Source organism: Lamprobacter sp. (assembly GCF_034860625.1).
Lineage (GTDB): Bacteria > Pseudomonadota > Gammaproteobacteria > Chromatiales > Chromatiaceae > Lamprobacter.
In genome coordinates this window covers 1-26,277 of the sequence record NZ_JAYESN010000019.1, presented here as the reverse complement: position 1 = coordinate 26,277, position 26,277 = coordinate 1, and the positions used below count along the sequence as shown (strand labels likewise).

The window sequence follows — 26,277 nt, the reverse complement described above, 5'->3', positions numbered from 1 at the left end:
TGCGACATTATCGCCCGCATCAGCCGCAGCGGCCGCACTAGCATCAGCGCCACTGATGCCGCCAGCGCCCCCGGCTTCAGCGGCTTCAGCGGCTTCAGCGGCAAACTGGGTGGCCGCGATCAATTGGCCGGCGATGCTGCCACCAATCACCATCAGCACCCAGAGCGCAAGCAGCTTGAGTGCGGTGAACGGCCAGGACACCTGCGGCAGCAGCCCAATGACGACGAGCCCCAGCCCCAGTGCATCGGCCTTGGTCAGCGCATGCAGGCGCGAGAGCGGATCGGGAAACCGCAGCAGCCCGACCACGCCAGCGAGAAAAAACAGCAGTCCGAGCGAGACGAGGATCAGCGTGAAGAGGTTCGCCACATCGCTCATGGGTGTGGCTCCGACTTGTTTGCTTGCCGACGCGCCGCGAATCGACGTCGCAGTGGCTCGGCAAAGGCGACGGTGACAAAGGTCGCGAGCAGCGTGAGCATGAGGGCCAGGTCGATCACGCCCGGTCTTCCGGTGGCAACGCCAAACAGCAGCAAGACGGCGATTCCGGCCGTACCCAGCAGCTGCTCGGCCATCACCCAGTCGACTGCGCGATGACTCAGCAGCAACCGCGCCAGCGCGACGACGATGAGCACAAGGATAAACAGGGCCGCACCCAACAGAAACGCGGACAGGCTCATTTCGGCGCTTCCTCGCGATACAGGCGCAACAGGAGGCGCTCATCCTGCGCGAGCCCCTGCGCGATCGGCGCGCCGGTATCGAGACAATGGAAGACCAAACGGCCTTCGGCATCGGTCCCGGCCGCAATGGCTCCTGGCGTCGCACTCGCAAAGGTCTGCAGGATCGCACGCTGATGCGGTCGGCGGAGGCTGGTCGCAAAGACGATGTAGCCAGGTCGCAGCGGCAGGCGTGGATCGAAGGCACGCCGAGCCACATCGATCCCACCGACCACCGACTGCACCAAAAAACGCCCAATCAGCGCCATGAGCGCGCTGAGACGCCATGGACGCGAGCCCGGCGGCAGCACCCACAGACTGACCCAGGTCGCCATGACGGTGGCGAAGAGCGCGATGGCCAGATCAGCGGCGAGCTGGGTGTTGATCCCTGCCCCGATCTCAACGCCGGAGCCCGTAGCCAGTGCGCCTGCACTGCTCACCGCATGCGACCGCAGCGCACCCAGATCCGGCGCCGACAGCAGCAGCCAAACGACCAGGAAAAACACCGCCCGCAGTAGGATGGCGCTAAGCCAGCGTCCGCGCCCCAGCGCCGCCACTTGCGCAGCATGTTGATGAGCGACATGGTCATCAGCACCGCTAGCACTAGCTACATTGGGACGCGAGCCAGCACCATCGCCATCAGTCAGTCCTGCGCCAGTTTGCGCCTCCACAACCGACTCCGAAATCTTCTTCGTCGGCTCCCTGACGCTCGGCTCAGATGCCCCCAGCTTGACAGCGCCGCTTACCGGCTTCCGAACACTCAGCACCCCACGAGCACGGATCGCGAGGATCACCGGCACCAGAATCGAGGCCACGATGCCCGCCGCAAAGCCATTGTTATAAAGATTCAGCCCCCCGTGCACGACACCCACACTGAGCGCGGCCGAGGAATGAATGAAGCCGGCAACGATCCCCCAGTGCCACCCGAAATAACCGGCGATCGGCGCCAGGTTGGTGCCAAACAATGCCGCAAGCTGAACCGATGGCTCCGCCACTCCCCAGGGCTTGGCCAGTGAGCCGAGGAAGACCCCAGCGATGATCGGGATGATATTGCGCGGATGCTTACCGAAGGCGGCAAAGCCGACGATCGAGAACAGCGCGCCGATCGTTGGCCCGTTCAGGTCGCCACCGATGGCGAGGATATAGGCCAGTCCAACGGCGCCACTCAGCCCCATGTTGATCAGGGTCGCACCCAGTCCCGCACTGACCAGAAAGTCGCTCGGTGCCTGACCCGAGGCACGCATCAACAGCCAGAATCTCGACAAGGCCTGCCGATCGATGACCAGGCCGAGCAACACCATCGACAGCAGCAGCACCCCAACGAAGGAGCCCAGCAGCAGATTGTTGCCGGTGGTCCAGATGAACACCGGATCGGCGACGAAGCCATAAGAGGCATAGAACGCCACTACCAGGGTGCCGACCAGGCCGGCAGTGAAGCCCATGTTATAGAGCGCGAAGCCGTCGTGGGCGCGAAACAACTGTGCCGCTGCCGCCGGCAGGATGAAGCCGATCGACAGCCCGGTGACAACGGCCAACGGCAGGCTGACGCTGAACGGCAGCGTGGTACTGAAGAGGATCTCGCTGACGATCGGCGACAACGCGATGCCGAAGAAGGCGGTATCGATGTGGGTCGAGAACGGCTGCCCGCGCCAGCGGGCGTGCAGCGCGACCCCAGCGATGATGAACCAGACGTTGAGCAGATTCTTACCAAACAGCCCAAAGCCGAGCACCAGAAACAGCGCTGCAATGGCGGTGCCCGTCATCGGCACGCGATTCAGCGCGTAGACCAGGCAAGCCGCCAGCGTCAACAGACCGGTGCTGACCAAGGCCGCGCCGATGCCACCAACGCCCATGTAATCGGTGAGCAGCGTATCGCGTGAGATAAGGATCGCACCCAGCCCATGCAGCACTTCGCTCGGGGTATCGATCAGCAGCCCAAACAGCACGAAGGCCAAGGCATAGCCCGCGACGACGAGCAAGACGACCCGATCCGAAGGCGCGACAGGCGCACCGGTCCCCGAAGCTGAGCTGTGATCGGTTCCCATCGAGTGACTCGTGACTTAAAGGCTCTAAAACGATTAATGATGACGGGCACAGCAGACGGCGGTGTCAAGCTGCGCGGCAGCAAACCCGATCTTTGGCGGTAATTGAAGCGACGAGCGGGTTTAGAAAAATGAACGGTGCGCACTGGAGTGCTTTGCGCGCACCGGAAAGCAATCGGGAATGGCCCAATACTCCTTGCGGGAAAGATCATAGTGGTATCGGCGGGCCTTTGCAAAGCGCACCTCAAGGGCTGGCGGAAAAATGTGGTCTGAGCGGACCCTAAGCATTTCGATACCCTAAGCCTCCATACCTTATTATAACAATCACTTACCCTTTCACTGCGGCAGCAAGGGGAATACGACAGGGCTCGCCCTCGCTGCCTTCCGGCTAAGAACCGCTTTCGTTTTGCTGAGTTTTATCACAGCATAGTTCTTGTTCTTCAATGCTCATTTTAAGCGGTTCAAAGCGCTTGTCGCCATGCTCGCCGGCGTCTAACCTTCAGACGGTCAATGCCGCTCTCATTGAATGAGGAGAAGTGATGCATCTCACGCCGAGAGAATTCGACAAATTGGTCGTCTATATGATGGCCGATGTCGCGCAAAAGCGTCGCGACAAAGGCCTCAAGCTCAATCATCCCGAAGCCGTTGCGCTGATCTCTTCAATTGCACTCGACGGCGCACGTGCCGGCATGACCATTGAAGAGGTCACCAAAGAGGCCGGTACCCTGCTCAGCAAAGACGATGTCATGGACGGTGTTGCCGACCTGGTCCCGTCGGTGCAGATCGAGGCCGTCTTCACCGATGGCAGCCGATTGGTCACCGTGCACTCACCGATCCAGTAGTGACTCTACCTCAGTAGAGACCTTATAGAGACCTTATCCGGAGGCGATGATGGCAGGAGTGAAGGCAGGGCCTCAGATCGGGGCCGACGTTGATCCAGCGACCGTTGAGGTCGAGTTTGGCGGCTATGTCTGCGCCAGCGAGCCGGTGGCGTTCAACGCAGGCCGACCGGTCACCAAACTGAGCGTCCGCAACACCGGCGACCGACCGATCCAGATCGGCTCGCATTTTCATTTCTTCGAGGTCAATCGGGCGATGGACTTCGACCGCGAGGCGGCCTTCGGTCAGCACCTGAACATCCCCGCCTCCACCGCGCTGCGCTTCGAGCCCGGCGACGAGCGCGAGGTCGAGCTGGTGCCCTATGCCGGGCGGCGCGAGGTCTACGGCTTCAACAACCTGGTCGATGGCGCTACCGCCGGTGAGTTCGCCGAGCCGCAGAAGACCAAGGCCCTCGCCGCCATCGCCCAGCGGGGCTTCCGCTCGAGCTAAGCCGCTCCGCCCACTTCGGTCCGATTGATTCCGCCCGCCCGAGACGAGAGGACACCGCATCCATGGCCACGATCTCACGTAACGAACACGCCGGCCTCTTCGGTCCCACCACCGGCGACCGTATCCGCCTCGGCGACACCGGGCTCTTCGTCGAGATCGAGCGCGACCTGCGTGGCCCCTCCGGCGACGAGATCGTCTTCGGCGGCGGCAAGAGCCTGCGCGAGGGCATGGGCATGGACAATCAGCTCACGCACGCCGGCGGCGCCCCTGATCTCGTGATCAGCAACGTCACTATCATCGACGGCGTGCTCGGCGTGGTGAAGGCCGACGTCGGCATCAAGGACGGGCGCATCTGCGGTATCGGCAAGGCCGGCAATCCGCGCGTCATGGATGGCATCACGCCGGGGCTCGAGTGCGGCCTGGCCACCGATGCGATCTCCGGCGCCCACCTGATCCTGACCGCTGCCGGTGTCGACTCGCACATCCACTTCATCTCGCCGCAGCAAGCCTGGGCCGCGCTCTCGAACGGCACCACCACCCTAATCGGCGGCGGCACCGGCCCCTCCGATGGCTCCAACGCGACCACCGTCACCCCCGGCCCTGGCAACATCCGTAACATGCTGCGCGCCTTCGAGGGCTGGCCGATGAACATCGGCATCCTCGCCAAGGGGCATGGCCACGGCAAGGCGGCACTGGTCGAGCAGGTCGAGGCCGGCGCGGTCGGCTTCAAATGCCACGAGGATTGGGGCACCACGCCCGCGGTGCTGCGCTCGGCGCTGACCGTCGCCGACGAGATGGATGTGCAGGTCTGCATGCACACCGACACCCTCAACGAATCCGGTTTCGTCGAGGACTCGATCGCCGCCTTTGAAGGCCGCACCATCCACTCCTTCCACACCGAGGGCTCGGGCGGGGGTCACGCACCGGACATCATCAAGGTCTCCGGGCTGCCCAACGTGCTCCCCGGCTCGACCAATCCGACCCTGCCCTACGGCATCAACTCGCAGGCCGAGCTGTACGACATGATCATGGTCTGCCACCACCTGAATCCGGACATCCCGTCGGACGTCGCCTTCACCGAGAGCCGCATCAGGGCCGAGACCATCGCCGCCGAGAACGTGCTGCACGACCTCGGCGTAATCTCAATCTTCTCCAGCGACTCGCAGGCGATGGGCCGTATCGGTGAGTGCTGGCTGCGCTGCATCCAGACCGCCGACGCGATGAAGACCGGCCGCGGCAAGCTGCCCGAAGACGCACCCGGCAACGACAACTTCCGCGTGCTGCGCTACGTCTCGAAGATCACCATCAACCCGGCCATCGCCCACGGCATCTCGCATTTGCTCGGCTCGGTCGAGGTCGGCAAGATCGCCGACCTGGTGCTCTGGGAGCCCGGCTTCTTCGGCGCCAAGCCAAAGATGGTGCTGAAGAACGGCATGATCAGCTGGTCGCTGATGGGTGATCCGAACGCCTCGCTGCCGACGCCGCAGCCGGTCTACTACCGGCCGATGTTCGGCGCCATGGGGCTGTCGCAGACCGACAATGGCCTGACCTTCGTCTCGGCCGCGGCCTACGACGCCGGCATCAAGGAGCGGTTGGGGCTGCAACGACAGGTCGAGCCGATCCGCAATACGCGCAAGATCGGCAAGTCCGACATGGTGCGCAACAGCGGCACACCAAATATTGAGGTCGATTCGGAGACCTTCGCGGTCACCGTCGACGGCGTGCATGCGACCGTCGAGCCGCTGCGTAGCATCTCCCTGAATCAGAAATATTTCTTTAGTTGAGCGAGCAAGCAGCCTGTTGCTGAGCCAGCAGCCAGTCGTCAGTCGCCAAACCGAACAGGAACAGCGCATAGATGATCCTCATTGAGACCATCCTCGGCAACGCTGCCGAGCACGAGTGGGCCGAGCGTCTGACTTCGGCAAGTGTCGACACCCTCGATCTCGACCATTGGGAGGCGCAGAAGAGCCGCTTTCGTAAACGCTCGTCAGGCGGGGCGGAGCTAGCGGTCTCGCTCGACCGCGGCAGCTTCATCCGCGATGGCGACGTGCTGCGCTGGGATGCCGAGCAACAGACTGTGCTCGTGGCGCGCATCCGGCTGCGCGACGTGATGATGATCGAGCTGGGTGGATTGCTTGGGGCTGGTGCGGAACTGCTTGCGCTGCGCACCTGCGTCGAGCTTGGTCACGCGCTCGGTAACCAACATTGGCCGGCGCTGGTCAAAGGCACCTGCGTCTTCGTGCCGCTAACCGTCGACCGCAAGGTGATGAGCTCAGTGATGAAGACGCACAAGTTCGAGGGAATTCAATACAGCTTCGTCCCCGGCTCCGACATCGTCCCCTATCTGGCGCCGCATGAATCGCGGCGACTGTTTGGTGCGGCCGAGGGGGCTGTGCATACCCATAGCCCCGACTCCAGCCACCACAGTCACGACGACAACCCAAGTCATGACCACGGAGCCAATCATGATCATCACCATGATCATCACCATGGTCATGGTCATGGTCATGGTCATGTCCACGCCCACGACCACAAGTGAGCACAAGCGCCCAAAGTCGGAACATGAATGATGCAGCCCGGCTCCTGCGTGCGCTGCAGTTCGGCGACTCGGTGTTCCCGGTCGGCGGCTTTGCTTTCTCAGCGGGCTTGGAGACCGCCATCGCCGAGCGCGTGGTGACCGATGCCGAGAGCCTGAGTGCCTACACCCGCACCGCGCTGGAGCTGGCGATGCGCGGCGACGGTGTCGGCCTGATCTGGGCGTACCGCGCAGCACAGGCCGACGACCTCAGGCAGCTGACGCAGATCGACGCCCAGGTCTACGCCCGCAAGCTCTCCAGCGAGACCCGCACCATGAGCGTGCGGATGGGCAAGAAATTCACCGAGCTGAGCGCCCAGATCCTCCACGCGGCCTTGCTCCAGCGCTGGCTTGAGCAGATCACCAGCGGCGCGACGCCCGGCTGCTATCCGGTCGCCCTCGGGATCAACTTCGCGGTGCAGGGCCTCTCCGCGCGAGACGCCTTCGCCGTGCATCAATACGGTGTCGCAGCGATGATCCTGAGCGCGGCACTGCGGCTGATGCGCATCGGCCATGTCGAGACCCAGCAGATGCTGTTCGCGCTCAGCGCTGGGGCCGACGCTGATTACGAGACCGCCGCTGCCATGCCATTGGCCGATATGGCCGGCTTCGCACCGATGACCGAGATCCTCGCCGCCGCTCATGTCAAAGCGACTGTCCGGCTCTTCATGAGCTGATCGCATCTTCATGAGCTGATCCCAACCCGAGCGCCTCGCGCGCGAACAAGTTCAAACGCCAAAGGTAACCTCGTGCCCAAGAAGATCACCCGTATCGGCGTCGGCGGCCCCGTCGGCTCCGGCAAGACCGCCATCGTCGAGGCCATTACCCCACAGCTGCTTGACCTCGGCATCAAGGTGCTGATCATCACCAACGATGTCGTCACCACCGAGGATGCCAAGCAGGTGCAGCGCACGCTCAAGGGCGTGATGCTCGAGCAGCACATCCTCGGCGTCGAGACCGGCGCCTGTCCGCATACCGCGGTGCGCGAAGACCCGAGCATGAATCTAGCCGAGGTCGAGGACATGGAGGCGCGCTTCCCGGACACCGATGTGGTGCTGATCGAGAGCGGTGGCGATAACCTCACCCTGACCTTCTCGCCAGCGCTGGTCGATTTCTTCATCTATGTGATCGATGTCGCCGCTGGTGACAAGATCCCACGCAAGAACGGCCCCGGCATCACCCAGTCCGATATCCTGGTCATCAACAAGACCGATCTGGCCCCGTATGTCGGTGCTGATCTGGACGTGATGGACCGCGACTCGCGGCTGATGCGCGGCGACAAGCCCTTCCTGTTCACCAACTGCAAGACGGGCGAGGGTATCCCCGAGCTGATTGAGCAGATCCGCTCCGATATGTTGTTTGACCTGAGGCTCGACGAGCGCGCCTCGGCCTGATGGACTTTCGCGCGCAGACCCAGTCGACGGCCCTTGCCTTGCCGGAGCTTGGCCTCGTCGGCGACCGCAACGCCGCCATCCGGCTCGGGCGCATGACCCGCGAGCTGGCCGCCTTCCAAGACGAGCCGGCACAGATGGCGAGCGCTGCGGTCGGCAAGAACGGCTTCCTGCGCCTCGGCTTCGAGCGCCGCGGCCCGCGCACCATCCTCGCCGAGCTCGATCGGTGCATCCCGGCGATGGCACAGCGCACCCTCTATCCCGAGCAGACCCTGCCCGACCTGGCCTGGTTGTTCATGATCACCACCACCGGCTGCCTGCTGCAGGGCGATCGAATGGCGCTCGAGATCAGCCTCGGCCCGCAAGCCCGCGCCCATGTCACCACCCAGTCGGCGACCAAGATCCACTCGATGGACGCCAACTCTGCCGTCCAGACGCAGCAGATCGCGCTCGCCGAGGACGCCTATCTCGAACTCATGCCGGAGCCACTGATCCCGCATCGGCGCGCGCGCTTCATCAGCGATACCCGCATCCAGCTCGCCGACAGCGCGACCCTGCTCTACGCCGAGATCCTGCAGCCCGGCCGCAAGCACCATCATCCGGACGAGTGCTTTGGCGCGACGCTATTGTCATTGGCGACGACGGCGACCCGTCCCGACGGCCGGCTGCTGTTCACCGAGAAGTTGGTGATCGAACCCGAGCGCCAAGCGATGCGGCAAACCGGCGTGATGGACGGCTTCGATGTCTTCGGCAACCTGATACTGCTGACGCCGCCGGCGGTCGCCGATCGCGTTGAGGCACGCATCGGCGCCGCGGTCGATCAGCTCGGCGGTCTTGCCTTCGGTGCTTGCCGGCTACCCAACGACGCGGGCCTGATCATCAAGGTCTTGGCGCGCGAGACCGAGCAGGTCAAAGCCAAGCTCCGCGAGTGTTGGGCGATTGTGCGCGAAGAGGCCACCGGCACCCCGCTCTCGCCGCCGTTCTTTTGGCGTTGACTGGATAGAGGATCTCAGCGCCAGGAACGCGTATCACTGAGCCACAAATGGACACGGATGAACACTGATCGATGAAGAGACTGAGAGAAGAACAATGGACCAGTCTGAATTCGTCCTTCTTGCCAAGCATCAGGGCGCCTGCCTGATCAGGCACCGCCTCAAGCATCGGAGGTCATGATGAACGAGCCCGACCCAGTGCAACCTGGCCCAATGCATCCAGATCCAGTACAACAGGCCAACGCGTGGGAGATAGCCTGTTGCTCGGCCTCCCCGCTGCGCTTCATCGACTTCAATCTTCGTGGCATCGGGCAGGTGATGTTTCAGGACAACCCACTCTCCGGGCTGTTCTTCTTCGCCGCCATCGGCTGGGGCTCGTTCATCGCCGGCGCGCTCGAGATTGCGATCGGCGGGCTGCTCGCACTGCTCGTCGCCTCGCTGACAGCGCTCTGGCTGCGGGTCGAGACCGCAGCGCTGCATGCCGGTCTCTATGGCTTCAACGCCTATCTGCTCGGCATTGCCTTGGCCACCTTCCTCGACCCCTCGCCGCTGCTCTGGGTCTATGTCGTGCTTGGCGGTGCCGTCTCGGTGATCGCCACCTTAGCGGCGACTCGGGTGATGCAGACCTGGGGCCTCTCTGCGCTGACTGCCCCCTTCATCCTCATCACCTGGCTACTGCTGCTGTCCTCGAACGGGTTTTCCAGCGTGCCAGGCGGGGCCTTGCCAACCAGCGGTCTGATCCAGCCGATCGCGGCTGAGGCGGCCGATCCGCTGCGCATTCTCGACTTCCTACAGGGCATCCTGATCAGCATCTCGCAGGTGTTCGTGAAGGGTGACGGCATCGCCGCGCTGCTGATCCTGATCGGGCTCGCCGTTGGCTCCATCGCCGCCGCTGGCTATGCGCTGGCCGCGGCCTTGATCTCGGTGGTCGTCGCGCATCTGCTCGGTGCCGAGAGCCAGCTCATCACCGGCGGCCTGGTCGGCTTCAACCCGATCCTGACCGCGATTGCCGTCGGCACCGTCTTCGCGCGCCCAGGTCTTCGATCCGGTCTCTATGCCCTGCTCGCGACCATCGTCACGGTCCTAGTGCAAGGCGCTATGGTCGCCGCCGTCACGCCCTTTGCGATCCCCACCCTCACCGCCTCGTTCGTCTTGGTCACCTGGTTGTTCCTGCTGGCAAAGCCAGCGTCCTGACGTCCCTCCTTAAGGGTCGCGAGGCAGAGCTTAGTCACAGCACTCAGATGCGGCACGATCACAACCATCGTCAATTGGACTACCCTAGGTGAGGCGGTTTGGTGACTCGCCTTGAGTTAGTCTAACGTGCAGGGCGCAGCGCCACCCCGGCGGATGAAGGCCGCGAGCATGATTCCCGCCAGGATACATTCCGCGAGATTCCGGTTCACAGACCCAAACAGGCTCTATGCTCAACCAAGATCAAATCCATGCCGCCGTGCAGCGGCTTGTCGTCCAGCTCTCGCAGCCGGCGCGCGTGATCCTCTTCGGCTCCTACGCGCGCGATCAGGCGAATGCTGACTCCGATCTCGACCTGCTCATTGTTGAGCGCTCGCTGCCGGACAAGCCAGCTGAATACTTGAAACTGAAGCAGGCCATCGGGCGCCTCGGCGTTGGGATCGATCTCTTGCTGATGTCGGCGGGAGAGTTCGAGCGCCGCCGACAGGTGCCAGGCACCTTGGCCTATTGGGCTAGCAAGGAAGGGCGGATCATTTATGAATCCCTTCATTGAAGAGGCGGAACGCCTGCTGCGGCTTGCTCGCAAAGATCGCCTCGCCTGCAAGCTGCTATTGCCTGTCGAGGAGTTGGCATCCAGTGTGGCGAGCTTCCATGCCCAACAAGCCGCGGAGAAGGCCCTGAAGGCGGTGATGGCGCTGCAGGGTATCGGATTCCGCCGCGTGCACGATCTTGAAGAACTGGCATCCCGTCTTTCAGCGTCAGGTTATCCAGCGCCGGTTCCCGAAGTTCAGCTCAGCTGCCTGACTCCTTATGCGGTCGAATTTCGCTACAACGACGATCCAACACCCATGATCGAGCCCAGCGAGGCCCTCGCGTTGGCGGATCAACTGCTTAATTGGGCTCATGATCACCTGGCTAAAGCGCGTAACCAACCGTGATCAGTTGCTGGTCGGAGCAGAAAGAGCAAGCAGAAAGAGCAAATAACAAACGATGAAGATCGAACGCGTCATGCGCTTGCGCAGCGAGCTGGAGGCCCGGCTGCTGCGGCTCTCAGTCGCCGCAACCCTGGTCATCGCCGGGCTTGGGGTGCTGCTCGGCCTCTGGGCACGCTCACCGGCGATCCTCTTCGACGGCCTGTTCGCGCTGATCGATGCCGCCATCACCTGGCTAACGCTGCAGGTCGCCCGCTTGGTCGCCAGCCAAGGCGATGATCGGCGCTTTCAGTATGGCTTTTGGCACCTGGAGCCCTTGGTCATCGCGCTCAAGGCCTCGACGTTGATTGTTCTGGTCGTCTACGCCTTTCTCAGCGCGGTGAACAGCCTGCTGAAGGGCGGCTACGAGCCGGAGTTCGGCATCGCACTGAGCTACGCGGCCTTGGTCACGCTGATCTCGTTCGGGCTCTGGTGGTGGCTGCGCGGCCAAGCCGAGCGCATCGACTCCGGCCTGGTGCGGCTCGATGTCAAGGCCTGGCTGCTGTCGGCCTTGATGAGCAGCGCGCTGCTGATCGCCTTCGCCATGGCGCTGGCGATCCAGGGTACCGCCGCCGAGCATCTGATGCGCTTCATCGACCCGCTGGCGCTGGCCTTGATCGCACTGGTGCTGTTGCCGATGCCGTTCCGTGAGGCGCGCGAGTCCTTCGCCGAGATCCTGCAGATCAGTCCGTCCGACCTCGACGCCCATCTCTGTTCGGTGATGGCCGACTTCGTCCAACGCCATGGCTTTCTCGACTATCGCAGCTATCTGGCAAAGGCCGGGCGGGCGCGCTTCATCGAGATCTCGGTCTTGGTGCCACCGGATCTGCAGCTGCCAGTGACTGAGATCGACGCCCTGCGCAACGAGATCGGCCGTGCGATCGGCGGTGCCGGTCCCGACCGCTGGCTCACCATCACCTTCACCGCTGATCCGGCGCAGTTGTAATCGCCAAGTATCAACCCATCCCGGCGCGAGCTTGGCAGGGCCGCCGCAAGGACGTAAACTGCATTTGTCGCAACTCGCCACAGGAGCCGCACCATGAGCGTATCCATTCGCATCGATGAAGGGCTGTATGCCGCCGCCAAGTCGCAGGCCAGCGCCGAAATGCGCTCGATCCCGCAGCAGATTGCCTACTGGGCCAAGGTGGGCCGGGCAGCGCTCGATAACCCCGATCTGCCCATCGAGTTCGTGCGCGATACGCTGCAAGCGCTCGAAGAACCCTCAGAACCCTTCGACTTACCAGCACCATGACGCCGGCGCTGGCGCAGCGTCCTGCCTTCAAGCGAGCCTACAAGAAGCTCCATCCCAATCAGCGCCAGGCAGTACATGCCGCCATTCGCGCTATCCTCAGCGACCCCGAGGTCGGTGAGCAGAAAAAGGGGGACTTGGCCGGCGTGCGGGTGTTCAAGTTCAACTGCATCCACCAAACATTCCTGCTCGCCTACACTTGGGGCGACAGCCTCTGCACGCTGCTGAGCTTGGGGCCGCATGAAAATTTCTACCGCGATCTCAAGCGCTGAGCGTCAGCCGGTGCCGTCGTCATGACTCAATCACGGATGCTAGAGCCTGCTCGACGCACGCTTCGACAACTGCTCACCATCGCGGTCAGCGGCTTCAATCTTTGGCTTGAGCACAACGCCTTCATGCAGGCCGGTGCGCTGGCCTTCTTCACCATCTTCTCACTGGCGCCGACCTTGATCATCGCGGTGACGGTGATCGGCGTCGTGCTCGGCCAAGGTGCGGCGCAGGGCGAGATCGTCGCTCAGCTGCAGGGCGCAATGGGTGCCGAGGCCGCATCCGCCATCGAGCAGGCGATCCTGATGTCGCGGCCGCAGGAGACCGGACCACTCCCAACCCTGATCGGCATCGGTGCGATCCTGATCGGCGCAACCGTGGTGTTCGGCCAACTGCGCTATTCGATGAACTTGCTCTGGGGCGTGCGTCCCAAACCCGGCCGCGATCGCCTGGCGCCGTTCTGGCAGATGGCCCGCACGCGGCTGCTGGCCTTGCTAGTGGTGCTCTTGATCGGCTTGGGGCTCTTGCTCTACTTCGTCGCCGCCATCGCGATTCAAGCCCTTGTCAACTCGGTCGAGCTGAGCGGACCCTTGCAAGCGTTGCAGCTGGATTGGCTCTCGAGCGCGGCCCAAAGCCTCGCCGCAGTGCTGATCACCGCGCTGTTCATCGCGGCGCTGTTCAAGGTGCTGCCCGACGTGCTCTTGTCCTGGCGCGATGTACTGCCCGGCGCCTTGGTCACGGCACTGCTGCTCACCCTCGGCCGCTATGGCATCGCCCTCTATCTCGCCGAGACCGCGATTGCCTCAACCTATGGCGCCGCCGCCTCGCTGCTGGTGATCCTGTTCTGGGTCTACTTCTCCGCCCTGCTGTTGTTGCTCGGCGTGGCGCTCACCCGCGCCGAGCTGAGTGTCCGCAATCGGCCGATCGTGCCGCGCGCATCAGCGATGAGGGTGGTGCAGCAGCAGGTCGCCTGATCGCTCAAAGCGGTTTTCCGCTCAGTTGGCTCGCCGATCGAGCACCGCGCCGCCCTTGTTGATCTCCATGCGCAGCTGACGTTTCCGCCTCAGGCCGCAGCGTCTGACAGCTCATGTCGCACGGCGCGCTCCATCAGCGCATTGAGACTGATCCCCTCGGCCTGCGCCACGGTGGTGGCCGCCTGATGGAGGTCGGGCGGTAGGCGCACCACGAATTTACCGCTGGCCGGTTTGCGCACGGCACGGCCGTGCTTCTCGCACATCTCGATAAAAAAGTCCAAAGACGCCTTGAACTCGCGGCGCAGCTCCTGCGGATTCTTGCCGTAGAAATCCGCGCCGCCATTGAGCCCCTGAATCTCGCCTCGGAACTCATCGGTCTCTGGGTTGTACCGGATGACGGCTGTATAGCCGTCCAACGTCATGGTGTTCATCATGATGGTGTCACCCCATGGTCCGCTAGCCAATCACGTACGGCCGCGACCCGCCCTTATCCATCACCGGCGCTGGGTGCGGCTTGTGCAGCACGCGTGTTTCGTCAAACAGCAGCACGCCGATGCGCGAGCCTTCGCGGTTGTACTCGACCGTGGCGCCGAGCGCTTCCAGCAGCGCGAGCACGTCCTGGAATTTCACGCTGCCCGAGACCGGGCGCTTGAACAGCAGCTCGAGCGTTTTGGCATGCTTGCGTTTCACCGCTTCATAGTATCGCTGCTTGATACTACCGCCAAGTGTTGCCCGCCACCCTGTCAGAAACCTCGCGTCGCAAGGAAAGCGCGAGGATATGGCCGCTCGACCTGATTGCCGGACAACACTGACCCAAAAGCCCAGATTCCAACGGATGTTCGTCTCCGCAAATCAGGGCGAATGGCTAGATGAGGCGGTGATGCACTTGCACCAAGCTGTACACGAAGCAATGACAGATCTTAGCACTGCAGCCTATCGCGCTCAGACCGCCATCGCATCGACCACGACGGTTTTCTGCTAAGGTGGCCTAGGTTGAAACCTCTGCATCGGTGACAGCCACGATCCCTTATCAACCACTGCTGCTCTGGCTCCTGCTGCTGTGCTCGGTGGCAATCGCGACCGCGAGCGCGGATTCCGCCATGACCCTCTCCGTCTCAAGCGCTGCCGCGGCGCTTGAGAGCCTCGATCTCGCAGAAACGACAGCGCCCAGGTCGCTCTCAGAGCACCTGTTGATCCACAAGGAGACACCAGATCAGCAGCCAAATCATCAGCTAAACCAGCAGCAGCCAAATCAGCCGCGAGGCGTCAGCGAGCTGCAGCGGGTGCTATCGCTGCCGCTCGAGGCCTGGGTGTCGGGCGCAACCTCAGAGGCACGCGGCTCGAACTTCATCCCGGTCATCCTGTGGATGCTCGGCGCGGTGCAGAACCGCTCCGAGGAGCCCATCCAGCGCTGGCTGGTGGTGGAGCCTTGGCGACTGCGGGATGTGCGGCTTTTCGTCATCGATCCCGCGACCGGTGAGATCCTCGATCAAGCCGTCGGTGGCCAACGCATCCCCCTCGAAGACCGCGTCATCCCGGCGCAGGAGGCGAGCTTTCCGCTGAAACTCGACCCCGGCCAAAGTCTGCTACTGGTGCTGCGCATCCAAGATAAGACCTTCAGCTCGGTCGCCGTGACGTTGCATGATCCACAGATGCGCGCAAGCCAAGTCGCACGCCTGCACGATGCACAGGTCGCGCTGCTCGGCTTCGTCCTGGCGATTGTGCTGGTGCTGCTGGTCCAGGCCGAGTGGCGCTATGCGCTGGTCGCCTTTTGGCTGGCGGCGGCGACCCTGTTTGAGCTCATCTACCTGGTGCCGCTGCTGCCCAGCCTGGTGCCGGCGATCAGGCCCTATGTGGTGCCGATCCTGACCGCCAGCGGGGCGCTGGCAATGGCCGCGTTCGCATTGATGACGCTGTCCTTTCTGCGGCTCTATCGCAACCGGCTCTGGCTCGTCCTCTATGGGACTAGCATCGCCATCTTCATCGGTGTTGCGCTGAGCATTCCCTGGACTGATCAGCACCATCTGGTGCGTCGGACCAGTGCCCTGACCTCGCTGGCAGTGCTCATCCTCTGGCCGCTTGCAGCCTGGTCCGCGCGCGCCGTACGGCATCGGCCATACGGACGCAGCCTGCTCCTTCTATTCAGTCTGTACTGGGTCGTCGCGCTGATCCGCGTCCTGCTCGCCAACGGGCTGCCGAGTCTGGATCTCGCCAACGACCCGCTGATCTTGCTCTACCTGTTTGGGCTGGTCTCGTTTGCGCTCGGAGTCGTCGGCATCGACAGCCGCAGCCGACGCGACCTGGCCGCTGACCTTGAACGACAATTGCATGCGCGCGAGGAGGCCGAGCGACAGCGCAGCCTCAAGATGCAGCAACAGGAAAACGCCACCCTGGCCGCGGCGGTCGAGCAGCAAACCAGCGCCTTGCGCGAGGCCAACGCGCGCGCCCTCGCCGACAGCGCCGCCAAGTCCAATTTCCTCTCGACGGCCAGTCATGAGCTGCGCGCCCCGCTGCACGATCTGCTCGGTTATGCCGAGTTGCTATCGCGCTCAATCACACCTGAGCAGCAGGCACAGCTCGCGGTGATCCAGAAGAGCGGCCAGCAACTGCTGCAGCTGATCGACGATATCCTCGAATTCAGCCGCGGTGATGCCAAGCCGATCCTGCTGGAGCCGACACCGCTATCGCTGTCGGCCTTGGCTGGCCATCTTGAGCAGCTCTACCGACCGCTGGCCGAGCGCGGTGGTAATCGACTTGACACCCAAGTCAGGCTCGGCGAGAGCGATTGGGTAATCGCCGATGAGCGCCGCTTGACGCAGATCCTGAGAAACCTGCTCGGCAATGCCTGCAAGTTCACTCAGCAGGGCCGAATCGAGCTGCGCATCAGCCAGCTCGAGCCAGCCACTCTCGAGGCCAGTTACAACGCTGAGCCAGCCGGTCATGCCGCCGCTGAGCCTGAAACCCAAGCCCAGATCGACCCTACAGCCAATCCCCCAATCGACCCTGAAGCCGGAGCCAAAGTCGATGCTTTCGCCAATGCAGAGGCTGAGCCGACAGCCAAAGCAACAACTGATCCGGCAGCTGATCCGCCAGATGGGCAGCCCGAGTGCGAGACCGACCTGGTTCGTCTCCGCTTTGAGGTCAGTGACACCGGCATCGGTATCCCGACCGAACAGCAGGCAGCAATCTTCGAGCCCTTCAAACGGCTCGACCGCTATGATCGCGCGCCCGGCCTGGGTCTGGGGCTGGCGATTAGCCAGCAATTGGCGCTGGCCATCGGCGGGCGCATCCAGGTCCACAGCCAACCAGATCAGCAACCGGGGAGTCTGTTCAGCATCGAGTTGCAAGTCCCCAAGGCGAGCATCCAAGAGGCGAGCCCCGCGCGCATCACGAACGGCGTCATTTGCGGCTATCGCGGACCGCGACGCACCTTGCTGATCGCCGATGACATGCCGAGCAGTCGCCAGTTCCTGTCCGAAAGTGCTCGGGCCTGGGGCTTCGATGTGCTGCTAGCGGTGAACGGGGCGGACGCGCTCGAGCAGCTGCAAGGTGCTGACCCGAAGCCCGATGCGGCCCTGATCGACCAATTCATGCCACAGCTTGATGGCTGGGGGTTTCTGCGCCAGGTGCGTGAATCCTCCGCGGATGCGACGCTGCCGGTGATTCTGATCTCGGCGGCGCCGCTGGAGCGACCCGAGACACTGCCAAGCGAGATCACCTTTGACGCCGTCGCGCTGAAGCCCCTCTCGGTGCGAACCCTGGCCGAGATTCTCGAGCAGCAGCTCGCGCTCGACTGGGACTTCGAGACCCGCGACGAGCATGCAGCCGAAGACCCTGAGCGCGAGCCAGCGGAGCCGAACGATGACTCAGTCGCTCGCGCGCTGGCCGCGGATATCGACGACGAACAGCTCGCTGAGCTGCGCAAGTTGCTCTCGCTCGGCGCCGTCATCGCCATCGCCGACTGGGCGCGTGAGCGCTGCAAGACGCAGCCAGAATCCGCCGCGCTCTGGCACGAGATCGAGCGGCGTGCGATCCAGATCGATCTCGAGGGCCTGCGCAGCCTCGCGCGACAAGGCGCGCCATCTGAAACCCTCTAAAATCAGCAATCTCAGCGAAAAACTGCGCTGATCGAGACAAAAGGCTGTAAGGAGCCTGGGAGCCGAAGCTAGGGTGATACCGTATTGCCAACTAAGAGGTCCCCGACGATGCGCCTGTTCGACATTCTCGCACTGCTAATCGGCTTCTCGGCCGTCTTTAGTTGGTTAAACGATCGCTACTTGAAATTGCCGAGCGCCATCGGCCTGATGCTGTTCGCGATGCTGTTTTCCCTGGCCCTGCAGTTGCCGCTGCCCTTTTTGCCCGACCTGCAGGAGCAGGTCGCACGCATGCTCGACAGCATCGATCTGACCGAGGCATTCCTGCATGGCATGCTCGGCTTCCTCCTGTTCGCCGGCGCTCTGCATGTCGACCTGAAGGAACTCGCCCGGCAGAAATGGGTCATCGCCACGCTCGCCACGGCGGGCACCGTCGGGGCTGCCTTGCTGATCAGCGGCGGTAGCTATCTGCTGTTCCAGGCGATCGGATTACCGGTTCCGTTCATCTACTGCCTGCTCTTCGGTGCCCTGATCTCGCCCACCGACCCGGTCGCCGTACTCGGCATTCTCAAGCGCGCGAAGGCCCCGAAGGCGTTGGAGATGAAGATCACCGGCGAGTCGCTATTCAATGACGGCGTCGCCGTGGTGTTGTTCATGGCGCTGCTCACACTCGCCGTCGGCGAGACCAGTCCAAGTATCCTGGACACACTGATCCTATTACTTCAGGAGATCGTCGGCGGCGTGCTGTTTGGGTTGGTGATGGGTTGGATCGCGCTGCAGATGATCCGCCGTACCGAGAGTTATCAGGTCGAGATCATGGTGACCCTGGCGTTAGCGATGAGCGGCTATGCGATCGCCGCCCACGCGCATGTCTCCGCCCCCATCGCCATCGTCATCGCCGGCCTGCTGATCGGCAGCTATGGCCGCACCTCCGCCGTGAACGAGGCCACCCTGCACCGACTGGACGACTTCTGGGAACTGGTGGATGAGGTACTGAACGCCGTGCTGTTCGTGCTGATCGGTCTGGAGGTCTTGGTGATTCAGGTCAGCGGGGACTTGATCCTGGCCGGCCTGATCGCGATCCCACTGACGCTCGCCGCCCGCTGGATCAGCATCGCCTTACCGATTCGCCTGATGCGTCGCTCGCGCACCTTCGAGCCGGGTGTCGTCCCGATCCTGACCTGGGGTGGCCTCCGCGGCGGCATCTCGGTGGCCCTGGTCCTGTCGCTACCCGAGGGCGAGATCGGCGACATCCTGCTGACGATCACCTACTTCGTCGTCGTCTTCTCGGTGCTGGTACAGGGGCTCAGCATTGGGCCGCTGGTGCGGGCCGTGGCCGCTCGCGGCAAACGCGCGTCCGCTAGGGCTGGCGCTGAGACCTCAACCTGACGACCAAACTGGTCTTCTTTGAGGATCACGATGACCCCGAGTGAATCCGCCCTCATCAGTGAACGCTTGCGGGAGCAGAAGATCGGATGAAGCCCAGGACCAGCAAACCCGCCGAGACGCGCAAACGCCGCCGCCTCAGCGTCGCCACCCAAGTCTTCATCGGCCTTGGTCTTGGCCTCTTGGTCGGCCTGTTCTTCGGCGAGGAGGCGGCGGTGCTCAGCATCGGCGGGGACCTCTTCATCGCCGCGCTGCAGATCACCGTCATCCCCTATGTGATCGTCGCGCTGATCACCTCGCTCGGGCGCCTGACGCTGGCTGAGGCCAAGGCGCTGAGCCTCAAGGCTGGCGCCGTCTTGCTCGCACTCTGGGCGATCGGACTCTTGGTGGTCCTGACCAGCCCGCTGGCCTTTCCAGACTGGCCCTCGGCCTCGTTCTTCAGCGCCAGCCAGATCGCCACCAGTGAGCCGGTCGACTTCCTGCGTCTGTATGTGCCCGCCAACATCTTCTATTCACTCTCGAACGCGGTCGTGCCTGCCATCGTGGTGTTCAGCATCCTGTTCGGCGTGGCACTGATTCAGGTTGAGGGCAAGGCGCAGCTGCTCGAGGTCTTCGATACCATCGGCGCCACCCTGATGCAGATCACCGGCTTCATCGGCCGGCTCGCGCCTTATGGCGTGTTCGCCATCACCGCCAATGCCGCTGGCACCATCGACCTCTCCGAGCTCGCCCGGCTGCAGGTCTATATTGTCCTGTACATCCTGCTCACGCTGTTGTTGAGCCTCTGGGTGATCCCAGCGCTGATCGCGGCACTGACGCCCTTGCGCTACATAAGCGTGCTCCGCGTCTTCCGCGGCCCGCTGCTGACCGCCTTCGCCACCGCCAATCTGCTGATCGTGCTGCCAGTACTGGCCGCCGACGGCAAACGCTTGATGGCGGAGACCGACGAGGAGCGCGGCGAGGAGCCCACCGAGCAAGAGGCCTCGGCCATCGACATTTTGATCCCGGCCGCCTTTCCGTTCCCGAACCTGGGCCTGCTGATGGCCCTGATGTTCGTGCTCTTCGGCGGTTGGCTGGTCGGGCAGTCGGTGCCGGTGAGCGACTATCCCTCGCTCGCCATCGCCGGCCTGGCGAGCCTCTTTGGCGGCACCATCCTGGCCCTGCCCTTCCTGTTCGATCTGCTGCGGCTGCCGGCCGATCTGTTCCAGACCTTCCTGGTGGTCGATGTCATCGCCAGCCGCTTCGGCACCCTGCTGGCCGGCATGCACGTGATCGCCATCGCCCTCATCGGCGCCTATGGCCTCAAGGGCCAGATCCGCTTTCGGCTGCGGCCGCTGCTGCGCTTCGCCATCGTCTCACTGGGGCTGCTGGCGGCCATCCTGATCGGCGTGCGTGCCTTCTATACCTATGTCTTCGTCGCGCCCTTCACCAAGGGTGATCTGTTGACCGGCTTGCCCCTGTTCGGCACGCCGCGCCCGCACTGGACGCTGGAGCCCGGTGCGGACACGACTGCGGCAGCCAGCGACCCCGACCTCAGCGCGTTCGAGCGGGTGCATCAGGCCAACGTGCTGCGCGTCTGCCATCAGCTCAGCGATTACCCGTCTGCTTTTGTCAACAGCGCTGGGAATCTGGTCGGCTTCGACATCGATGTCGCGCACCACTTCGCCGAGCGCCTCGAGGTCGCGATCGAATTCGTCCCCGTGGGATCGATTGCTGGCGCCGAGGAGCGCCTCAATCGCGGTGCCTGCGATCTCTTCATGTCGCTGCTGCCGATCTCGCCGGAGCTGACGCTGCGTTTCGCGATGACCACCCCGGTGCTCGACAGCGCCCTCGCGCTGGTGGTCGAGGATCACCGTCGACGCGAGTTCCAGCGCTGGGCCGCCATCGCCGAGATCGACAACCTGCGCATCGCGGGGACCGACAACCGCGCCTCGGTACGCTTCCTGCAGCAGCGCCTACCTAATGCGGTGCCGCAGCTAGTCGACGACAACGCCGCCTTCGATGCCCTGCTCACCGAGCAGCCACTGAGCGTCGATGCCTTGCTGATGCCGGCCGAAGAGGCCGCCGCCTGGACCATCCGTTATCCGCGTTTCAATCTGGTCACCCCCGAGCCGGTGCTGCTGGTGCCCTTCGGCTACGCCGTCGCCCGCGGCAAGACCGAGTTGCTCGACTTCCTCGATGCCTGGTTGATCAATGCGCGCGGTAGCGGCTTGATCGATCAGCTCTACGGCTATTGGATGCTCGGTGAGATCGGCAGCGTGCGTCCACCGCGCTGGTCGATCGCGCGCGATCTGCTCGGCTGGATGGATTAGCCAGCCGGTCGGACAGCTCGGCAATCCTGGCCTTCGAGACTCGTCGGCGATCCCCAGTCGCTGCCCAATCCACCCTGCAAAATCTTCGAGCAGCTGTGGCTGCAAGCGGCCATCGCCGTTGCAGCCACAGTTGTTGCTGAACAAGCCGCTTTTCGTGCTCGGCATAGTTTGATCACTAATCAGCATAGTCTGCTGAGCACCATTCGCTACACTAGCCTCAGAATGAGGAGGGCCAAAACCCGAATAGCAAGATGCCACCTCAAACCAGGATCATCGGCCGCTCAGGGTACTGTCGATCGGGCGTTGGCAATCGCTGAACACGCGTCCGAAGTAAACCCATCGCACCGAATGAAAAACCGCTACCGCGATGAGGCCGATTGATGGCACGCAACTGTAAATCCTTCGCTCGGACCCCACATTCTGTTACAGCCTTCATCAGTACAGTTGCGATTGCATCCGCATCTTGGCCATCTAGCGCCGTTGCCGAAGACGCTTTTGCCGTGGAAGCACTAACGTCAGAAGAGCTGGCGCTCGCTGAGCCATTGACGCCCGCTGATCGGCCGTTCTGGGACGATGCCTCACTCGGCTACTTCTTCCGCACTGCCTCTTTTAAGCGCTCGACCCATGGCGATGCCCCTGCCTTACCGGAATTCAATCAACGTGGCGTTGGTACCGGTGGCTGGCTCTATGGCACGACCGGCAAATTTGCCAATCTACTCTCATTTGGCGGTTCCTACTATTTCACCGTGCCACTGGATGCGCCCGAGGATCATCCTTACAACTTCATCCTGCGTGATCCGAACCAGGACGGCTATAGCGTCATCGCTGAGGCCTACGCCAAGCTGAGCTATGAGGACGAGCGTCAGGAACATGTCTTGATGGTCGGGCGCCAATCGATCAGCAATCAATGGTTCATGGATGGTGTCTACCGCTTCTTCAATAAGCTCGACCAAAGTATGATCGGCCGTCGGGATATCCGCGGTATGCATCCGATCACCTACGAGGCGATCACCCTCACGGGCCGATTCTTCGATGACAGGCTACGCTATTACGCCGGCTATGTGACCGACATGAAGCAGGTCAATGACATCGAGTTCCGCAATCTCTATCAAGGTGTTTATCAGCTGGCCGTCTGGCCTGATAGCGCCAAGCAGGGCGATAGCGATGGCATGAGCTACTTCCAGATCAACTGGAAACCGCAGCCGAATACCATGGTCTCGGCCTCGTATCATCTGGTCGACAACCTGCTCAACATGGGCTACCTCGATGTCGACCATGTCGTCCGTTTTGATGACAGCCGATACTTTCGCGTTGGTGCGCAATGGATGTATCAGGAGTCGAATGGCGACAGCCTGGTCGCCGGTGTCAATGGCCAGCCTGGCGACAGTTTCAGCACCAACTACGGCGGTCTCTATCTCGAAGGACGTCCGTTTCCCTGGTGGATTCCCTATGGCATGGCCGGCATCGCCAGCGATCGCGCCCAGATCCGCTCGCCCTACTCGATCGGTCCGTCCTATCTGGTGCAGCGCATCGGTGAGAATTCCGCTGCTGGCGAGCACACTTGGATTCTCGGCACCGTCATCGATTTCAGCCATTGGGGACTCAAGGATCTCTCGCTCGATGTCACCTACGGCGAGCGCAGTGATCGCAATGTCGACGGCAACCCAAATCTCCCACTCGCGGATTGGAACGAAGCCGCGGGCGATCTGATCTACATCTTTCCGCAGGACGGCCCTTTTAAGAATCTCCGCGCCCGCGCTCGCTATGCACGGGTCTGGCAGAGTGGTGATCAGTGGGTGGCGTCGACGCAGTCGCTCCAGTCAGTGAATGCGATGATCGAGGACATCCGCTTCGACATCCAGCTGAACATCCCGTTCTTTTGAGCGCATTGACATTGCCGAATGGTCAAGAATTGGCCGGAACTGACGCAATTCAGCTCAGCGAATGCTTGGAAGATCGCTGTACTCAGCGCTCAGTCATCCATGACAGGAACGCACCAAAGACCTCATCAACCAGCCGCTGATAACCCTCAACCTCGGTCTCTCGCGACGCCACTGGGAATTCCTGATTCATGTGCTTCAACATCCGAATCTGTAATTGGAGCATGCGTGCGTTCTCCTGCTCGACGCGCCGCAGCACGACCACGAACGGGTCGAGCGCATCGGCCGAGTCGGGAATGATCGGCGCCAAACGGACACGTGCCAATTGCGCATGACCCAGGGCCATTCCACGATAGGCGGCATCCTGATTCAGCATCGGGCCGAAAGGCGCGAACAGGATCTGGCTCCAGGCCGATGCCAGCGGAGCGACGATCTGCTGACCACGCATGAAGAGCATTGGATCACTCGACCAGCGCGCCGTTCGCACCAGCAATGAGATCGCCTCAAGCTCACGGGAATATTGCGATAGCGCCTGCTGCTGAGCCACATTCAAACCGACCAGCCACTGAACCCAGGAATGATAAGCCACATTGCCCGTCTTGACCGCATTGATAAAGAAGGCGATCTTCGTCTGCAGCTCAGCGGTGAAGCCCTCTGTCGCAATGTAATCGCGTGCCTGATCGTACCCTGTTGAATCAATCATCGCATTTACCCCTGTACGCCGGCTTTGCTTGCTGGATCTGCATTGCCTGCTATAACTGCCGCCTCTGCATCACTGTCACCGTCCTTCGCATCAAGGTCTCTGAATTGAACGGCGCGCATCCAATCGCCGACGCAAGGCAGCCATTGCTGGCTGGCATCAGCATCTGGATGCTCCGACGCCACCCAGACGCTCTGATCGCCGCGCCAGCCGCCATCGGCGACCTGTTCGAGAAAGACTTCCAATTGCCGCATGGTTACCGCTGGCTTCTCCAAGGTAAAGGCGTGATAGGCACGCTGAATGATGAGCAGACGCGAATTGCGAATCTGCCGCCGAATCAGGTCATGACATTCCCGCGGGGTGAAGAAATCAAATTCGCCATTGATGATCAGAGTCGGCGCCTGAATGCTCGACAGCATCGGCGTCAATGGCTCGAAGACGACGAAGGATTCCATCAGATTCTGCATGGCATAGGCATCATTGCCGATATAGCCAGCCCGCATCATGGCCGGGATGCGCTCGCGATGCGCGCGCAGCCAATCCGAACTCATGTTCATCGGGTAGAGCAGCTGCTGCAGGTAGGGCATGCCGACCTCGGCCAGGCCTTGCAGCATCACGGCGCCCAGCTGCTCCAGCTGCGGGGTCAGCTCGGCGAAGGTGCTCATCACCGTCAAACTCTGCAAGCGGTGGCCGTAGCGGATCGCGAAATCGAGCGCAACGATGCCACCAAAGGAGATCGCCGCGAGATGCACGCGCTCGATCGCCAGCGCCGCGAGCAGCCCATCGAGCACCTCGGCATGACTGTGCAGCGCGATGTCGATGATCGGCTTCGACGAGCGGCCTTGGCCCAGCATGTCGTAGGCCAAGACCCGATAGCCGCGCGGCACGAAGTAGTCCGCATAGGCCTGCCACAGGCCGGCGTTTTGGGTGAGCCCATTCAGAAAGACGATCACTGGATCAGCGCGATCGCCAACAAGTTCGTAGTGCAATCGATGATGTCCGTGCTGAAGCTGCGGCATCGGGGCTCGCGGGGTGGGTTGGCATGCCTGGAATTCTACCCGGCCGCACTGTGCCGATCCGAAGCCACACTGAGCGCACTGCCCCTATCGGGCAAACACTCGCGCAACCGATCGCACAACCGATCGCGCAAACAATCGTGCAACCGATCTGGCCACCGAGCGTACAGCCGATCGCGCCATCGAGCACCTGTCATTGCGCTGCTGATCAGTCCACCGATCAGTCAGCCGAGCATTCAGCCGATCGCGCAATCGGCATCGAGATCGCCTTGCCCTTTTCACCCACCCCAGACATGACCAGACATAAGGAGCGTATAACAATGAATCCCCACCGGCGGTCTTACCGTCAATCCTGGAATGCACGCTCGTCGGGCGTTCCGACGGCCCTTTCGGCGTTCGCCCTAGGGCTCGCGTTGAGTCTGCTGCTGAGCCTCGCCCCACAGGCGGTGGGCACGGCCCATGCCGAGCCCTCAAGTCCTGCTGCCGTGGCTCCTTCTGCTGCCGAGGCTCCTGCTGCTGCGGCTCCTGCTAGCGTGGCTCCTACAGCCATCACCGAGCGCTCCGCCGTGGCGGATCTCGATGCGCTGAAGCAGACCTATGAGGTGCCGAACTTCCGCATCGGCGGCCACTACGACCTCAGCAACCCCGAGGTCTGGGCGGACGGCGGCAGCGGCGGCACCACACTCGAGTCGCTCGGTGCCGCACCGGCGCGCACCGCCTATATCGCCGTCGGCACGCCTGAGCGCAATGCCGAGGGCGAGATCATCAACGCCATCGTCATCAACAGCTTCTTCTCCGGCGACGCGACCTCGATGTACTCGAACTGGTCCGCAGGCGGCGCAGGCAATGCCTTCTCCGGCGGTGCCTTGGTCGGCCCTGGGCTGCTGTTCGACACCGATCGCTTCTATGTGATCTTCGTCGACGCGCTGGGCCTCTGGGGTGCCTCCAAGCCCTCCGATGGGCTTGGCCGGCGGTTCCCGCTGTACAGCTACGACGACATGGTGCATCTGAACTACCGGCTGCTGCGCGATCACCTCGGCGTCGGCCAGGTGGTGCTGGCCACGGGGGTCTCGATGGGCGGCACCCAGGCCTACTACTGGGGCCTGATGTACCCGGACTTCGTTCAGGCCATCATGCCGATCGGCGGCGCCTCGGCCACCGATGGCGAGGGCGGCGCGGTCGCGGCCTGGACCTTCCA

At 62.7% G+C, this 26,277-nt stretch carries 25 protein-coding genes and 1 pseudogene; 19 read left to right on the top strand and 7 right to left on the bottom strand.

Features of this window, described 5'->3' with window-relative positions:
- Nucleotides 1-114 precede the first annotated feature (114 nt).
- The 3 genes and pseudogenes from VBE63_RS07150 to VBE63_RS07140 all read right to left on the bottom strand — a co-directional run.
- Nucleotides 115-375 (bottom strand): annotated as a pseudogene (locus tag VBE63_RS07150) (cation:proton antiporter); the annotation flags it as partial.
- Nucleotides 372-674: a monovalent cation/H+ antiporter complex subunit F gene (locus VBE63_RS07145; protein ID WP_323682321.1), complete on the bottom strand. Its 303-nt coding sequence runs from the start codon at nucleotides 672-674 to the stop codon at nucleotides 372-374. The gene VBE63_RS07145 and the pseudogene VBE63_RS07150, both read right to left, overlap by 4 nt.
- The gene (locus VBE63_RS07140) at nucleotides 671-2,755 is read right to left on the bottom strand and encodes a DUF1576 domain-containing protein (RefSeq protein WP_323682320.1); all 2,085 of its coding nucleotides are present in this window, start codon (nucleotides 2,753-2,755) and stop codon (nucleotides 671-673) included. Before VBE63_RS07140 ends, VBE63_RS07145 begins: the two co-directional genes overlap by 4 nt.
- A gap of 536 nt (nucleotides 2,756-3,291) precedes the next feature.
- Between VBE63_RS07140 and VBE63_RS07135 the strand changes: the two genes are divergently transcribed.
- From VBE63_RS07135 to VBE63_RS07070, 14 genes are all read left to right on the top strand, one after another.
- Nucleotides 3,292-3,594, top strand: coding sequence for an urease subunit gamma (locus VBE63_RS07135; protein ID WP_323682319.1), 303 nt, complete (start codon nucleotides 3,292-3,294; stop codon nucleotides 3,592-3,594).
- A 76-nt stretch (nucleotides 3,595-3,670) separates the two neighbouring features.
- Nucleotides 3,671-4,081, top strand: coding sequence for an urease subunit beta (locus tag VBE63_RS07130; RefSeq protein ID WP_416274514.1), 411 nt, complete (start codon nucleotides 3,671-3,673; stop codon nucleotides 4,079-4,081).
- 62 nt (nucleotides 4,082-4,143) lie between these two features.
- Complete coding sequence (locus VBE63_RS07125; RefSeq protein ID WP_323682317.1) at nucleotides 4,144-5,865, top strand: urease subunit alpha; 1,722 nt, start codon at nucleotides 4,144-4,146, stop codon at nucleotides 5,863-5,865.
- A gap of 71 nt (nucleotides 5,866-5,936) precedes the next feature.
- Nucleotides 5,937-6,620 carry a hypothetical protein gene (locus VBE63_RS07120; protein WP_323682316.1) on the top strand — a complete coding sequence of 228 codons (684 nt, stop codon included), beginning with the start codon at nucleotides 5,937-5,939 and terminating at the stop codon, nucleotides 6,618-6,620.
- Between the two features lie 23 nt (nucleotides 6,621-6,643).
- Nucleotides 6,644-7,333, top strand: a complete 690-nt coding sequence (locus VBE63_RS07115) for an urease accessory protein UreF (protein WP_323682315.1) — start codon at nucleotides 6,644-6,646, stop codon at nucleotides 7,331-7,333.
- Between the two features lie 72 nt (nucleotides 7,334-7,405).
- Nucleotides 7,406-8,050, top strand: a complete 645-nt coding sequence (gene ureG / locus VBE63_RS07110) for an urease accessory protein UreG (RefSeq protein WP_323682314.1) — start codon at nucleotides 7,406-7,408, stop codon at nucleotides 8,048-8,050.
- On the top strand, nucleotides 8,050-9,042 hold the full coding sequence (locus VBE63_RS07105; protein WP_323682313.1) for an urease accessory protein UreD: 993 nt from the start codon (nucleotides 8,050-8,052) through the stop codon (nucleotides 9,040-9,042). Before ureG ends, VBE63_RS07105 begins: the two co-directional genes overlap by 1 nt.
- A gap of 177 nt (nucleotides 9,043-9,219) precedes the next feature.
- The gene (locus tag VBE63_RS07100) at nucleotides 9,220-10,233 is read left to right on the top strand and encodes an urea transporter (protein ID WP_323682312.1); all 1,014 of its coding nucleotides are present in this window, start codon (nucleotides 9,220-9,222) and stop codon (nucleotides 10,231-10,233) included.
- A 226-nt stretch (nucleotides 10,234-10,459) separates the two neighbouring features.
- Complete coding sequence (locus tag VBE63_RS07095) at nucleotides 10,460-10,783, top strand: nucleotidyltransferase domain-containing protein (protein WP_323682311.1); 324 nt, start codon at nucleotides 10,460-10,462, stop codon at nucleotides 10,781-10,783.
- Nucleotides 10,767-11,168: a HEPN domain-containing protein gene (locus tag VBE63_RS07090; RefSeq protein ID WP_323682310.1), complete on the top strand. Its 402-nt coding sequence runs from the start codon at nucleotides 10,767-10,769 to the stop codon at nucleotides 11,166-11,168. Before VBE63_RS07095 ends, VBE63_RS07090 begins: the two co-directional genes overlap by 17 nt.
- A 52-nt stretch (nucleotides 11,169-11,220) precedes the next feature.
- Entirely contained in the window at nucleotides 11,221-12,147 is a 927-nt protein-coding gene (locus VBE63_RS07085; protein ID WP_323682309.1) for a cation diffusion facilitator family transporter, read from the top strand.
- A gap of 93 nt (nucleotides 12,148-12,240) precedes the next feature.
- Nucleotides 12,241-12,453, top strand: a complete 213-nt coding sequence (locus VBE63_RS07080; protein WP_323682308.1) for a TA system antitoxin ParD family protein — start codon at nucleotides 12,241-12,243, stop codon at nucleotides 12,451-12,453.
- Nucleotides 12,450-12,722 (top strand): type II toxin-antitoxin system RelE/ParE family toxin, encoded by a 273-nt coding sequence (locus VBE63_RS07075; RefSeq protein WP_323682307.1) that lies wholly within the window; start codon nucleotides 12,450-12,452, stop codon nucleotides 12,720-12,722. Before VBE63_RS07080 ends, VBE63_RS07075 begins: the two co-directional genes overlap by 4 nt.
- A gap of 21 nt (nucleotides 12,723-12,743) precedes the next feature.
- Nucleotides 12,744-13,691 carry a YihY/virulence factor BrkB family protein gene (locus VBE63_RS07070; protein WP_323682306.1) on the top strand — a complete coding sequence of 316 codons (948 nt, stop codon included), beginning with the start codon at nucleotides 12,744-12,746 and terminating at the stop codon, nucleotides 13,689-13,691.
- 89 nt (nucleotides 13,692-13,780) lie between these two features.
- Here VBE63_RS07070 and VBE63_RS07065 read toward each other — a convergent pair whose 3' ends face one another.
- Both VBE63_RS07065 and VBE63_RS07060 read right to left on the bottom strand, forming a co-directional pair.
- Nucleotides 13,781-14,125, bottom strand: a complete 345-nt coding sequence (locus VBE63_RS07065) for a type II toxin-antitoxin system HicB family antitoxin (RefSeq protein WP_323682305.1) — start codon at nucleotides 14,123-14,125, stop codon at nucleotides 13,781-13,783.
- A 22-nt stretch (nucleotides 14,126-14,147) separates the two neighbouring features.
- Nucleotides 14,148-14,381: a type II toxin-antitoxin system HicA family toxin gene (locus tag VBE63_RS07060; protein ID WP_323682304.1), complete on the bottom strand. Its 234-nt coding sequence runs from the start codon at nucleotides 14,379-14,381 to the stop codon at nucleotides 14,148-14,150.
- A gap of 320 nt (nucleotides 14,382-14,701) precedes the next feature.
- Here VBE63_RS07060 and VBE63_RS07055 point away from each other — a divergent pair, with 320 nt between their 5' ends.
- The 4 genes from VBE63_RS07055 (at nucleotide 14,702) to VBE63_RS07040 (ending at nucleotide 23,366) form a co-directional block, all read left to right on the top strand.
- Entirely contained in the window at nucleotides 14,702-17,788 is a 3,087-nt protein-coding gene (locus VBE63_RS07055) for an ATP-binding protein (RefSeq protein ID WP_323682303.1), read from the top strand.
- Between the two features lie 108 nt (nucleotides 17,789-17,896).
- Nucleotides 17,897-19,174, top strand: a complete 1,278-nt coding sequence (locus VBE63_RS07050) for a sodium:proton antiporter (protein ID WP_323682302.1) — start codon at nucleotides 17,897-17,899, stop codon at nucleotides 19,172-19,174.
- 86 nt (nucleotides 19,175-19,260) lie between these two features.
- The gene (locus tag VBE63_RS07045) at nucleotides 19,261-21,483 is read left to right on the top strand and encodes a cation:dicarboxylate symporter family transporter (RefSeq protein WP_323682301.1); all 2,223 of its coding nucleotides are present in this window, start codon (nucleotides 19,261-19,263) and stop codon (nucleotides 21,481-21,483) included.
- 500 nt (nucleotides 21,484-21,983) lie between these two features.
- A complete protein-coding gene (locus tag VBE63_RS07040; protein WP_323682300.1) occupies nucleotides 21,984-23,366 on the top strand; it encodes a hypothetical protein in 1,383 nt (460 codons plus the stop codon).
- A gap of 82 nt (nucleotides 23,367-23,448) precedes the next feature.
- Here the strand turns inward: VBE63_RS07040 and VBE63_RS07035 are convergent, their stop codons facing one another.
- Both VBE63_RS07035 and VBE63_RS07030 read right to left on the bottom strand, forming a co-directional pair.
- Nucleotides 23,449-24,066 (bottom strand): hypothetical protein, encoded by a 618-nt coding sequence (locus VBE63_RS07035; RefSeq protein ID WP_323682299.1) that lies wholly within the window; start codon nucleotides 24,064-24,066, stop codon nucleotides 23,449-23,451.
- A gap of 5 nt (nucleotides 24,067-24,071) precedes the next feature.
- Nucleotides 24,072-25,052 (bottom strand): alpha/beta hydrolase, encoded by a 981-nt coding sequence (locus VBE63_RS07030; protein ID WP_323682298.1) that lies wholly within the window; start codon nucleotides 25,050-25,052, stop codon nucleotides 24,072-24,074.
- Between the two features lie 347 nt (nucleotides 25,053-25,399).
- On the opposite strand from VBE63_RS07030, the gene VBE63_RS07025 reads away from it, so the two are divergent.
- A partial coding sequence (locus VBE63_RS07025; RefSeq protein WP_323682297.1) for an alpha/beta fold hydrolase occupies nucleotides 25,400-26,277 on the top strand: 878 nt, incomplete at its 3' end.

Bases quoted from the DNA above. Each gene is read 5' to 3' on its own strand.
- VBE63_RS07145 (WP_323682321.1), bottom strand. From the start codon at position 674: ATGAGCCTGTCCGCGTTTCTGTTGGGTGCGGCCCTGTTTATCCTTGTG.
- VBE63_RS07140 (WP_323682320.1), bottom strand. From the start codon at position 2,755: ATGGGAACCGATCACAGCTCAGCTTCGGGGACCGGTGCGCCTGTCGCG.
- VBE63_RS07135 (WP_323682319.1), top strand. From the start codon at position 3,292: ATGCATCTCACGCCGAGAGAATTCGACAAATTGGTCGTCTATATGATG.
- VBE63_RS07125 (WP_323682317.1), top strand. From the start codon at position 4,144: ATGGCCACGATCTCACGTAACGAACACGCCGGCCTCTTCGGTCCCACC.
- VBE63_RS07120 (WP_323682316.1), top strand. From the start codon at position 5,937: ATGATCCTCATTGAGACCATCCTCGGCAACGCTGCCGAGCACGAGTGG.
- VBE63_RS07115 (WP_323682315.1), top strand. From the start codon at position 6,644: ATGAATGATGCAGCCCGGCTCCTGCGTGCGCTGCAGTTCGGCGACTCG.
- VBE63_RS07105 (WP_323682313.1), top strand. From the start codon at position 8,050: ATGGACTTTCGCGCGCAGACCCAGTCGACGGCCCTTGCCTTGCCGGAG.
- VBE63_RS07100 (WP_323682312.1), top strand. From the start codon at position 9,220: ATGAACGAGCCCGACCCAGTGCAACCTGGCCCAATGCATCCAGATCCA.
- VBE63_RS07095 (WP_323682311.1), top strand. From the start codon at position 10,460: ATGCTCAACCAAGATCAAATCCATGCCGCCGTGCAGCGGCTTGTCGTC.
- VBE63_RS07090 (WP_323682310.1), top strand. From the start codon at position 10,767: ATGAATCCCTTCATTGAAGAGGCGGAACGCCTGCTGCGGCTTGCTCGC.
- VBE63_RS07085 (WP_323682309.1), top strand. From the start codon at position 11,221: ATGAAGATCGAACGCGTCATGCGCTTGCGCAGCGAGCTGGAGGCCCGG.
- VBE63_RS07080 (WP_323682308.1), top strand. From the start codon at position 12,241: ATGAGCGTATCCATTCGCATCGATGAAGGGCTGTATGCCGCCGCCAAG.
- VBE63_RS07075 (WP_323682307.1), top strand. From the start codon at position 12,450: ATGACGCCGGCGCTGGCGCAGCGTCCTGCCTTCAAGCGAGCCTACAAG.
- VBE63_RS07070 (WP_323682306.1), top strand. From the start codon at position 12,744: ATGACTCAATCACGGATGCTAGAGCCTGCTCGACGCACGCTTCGACAA.
- VBE63_RS07065 (WP_323682305.1), bottom strand. From the start codon at position 14,125: ATGATGAACACCATGACGTTGGACGGCTATACAGCCGTCATCCGGTAC.
- VBE63_RS07050 (WP_323682302.1), top strand. From the start codon at position 17,897: ATGCGCCTGTTCGACATTCTCGCACTGCTAATCGGCTTCTCGGCCGTC.
- VBE63_RS07045 (WP_323682301.1), top strand. From the start codon at position 19,261: ATGAAGCCCAGGACCAGCAAACCCGCCGAGACGCGCAAACGCCGCCGC.
- VBE63_RS07035 (WP_323682299.1), bottom strand. From the start codon at position 24,066: ATGATTGATTCAACAGGGTACGATCAGGCACGCGATTACATTGCGACA.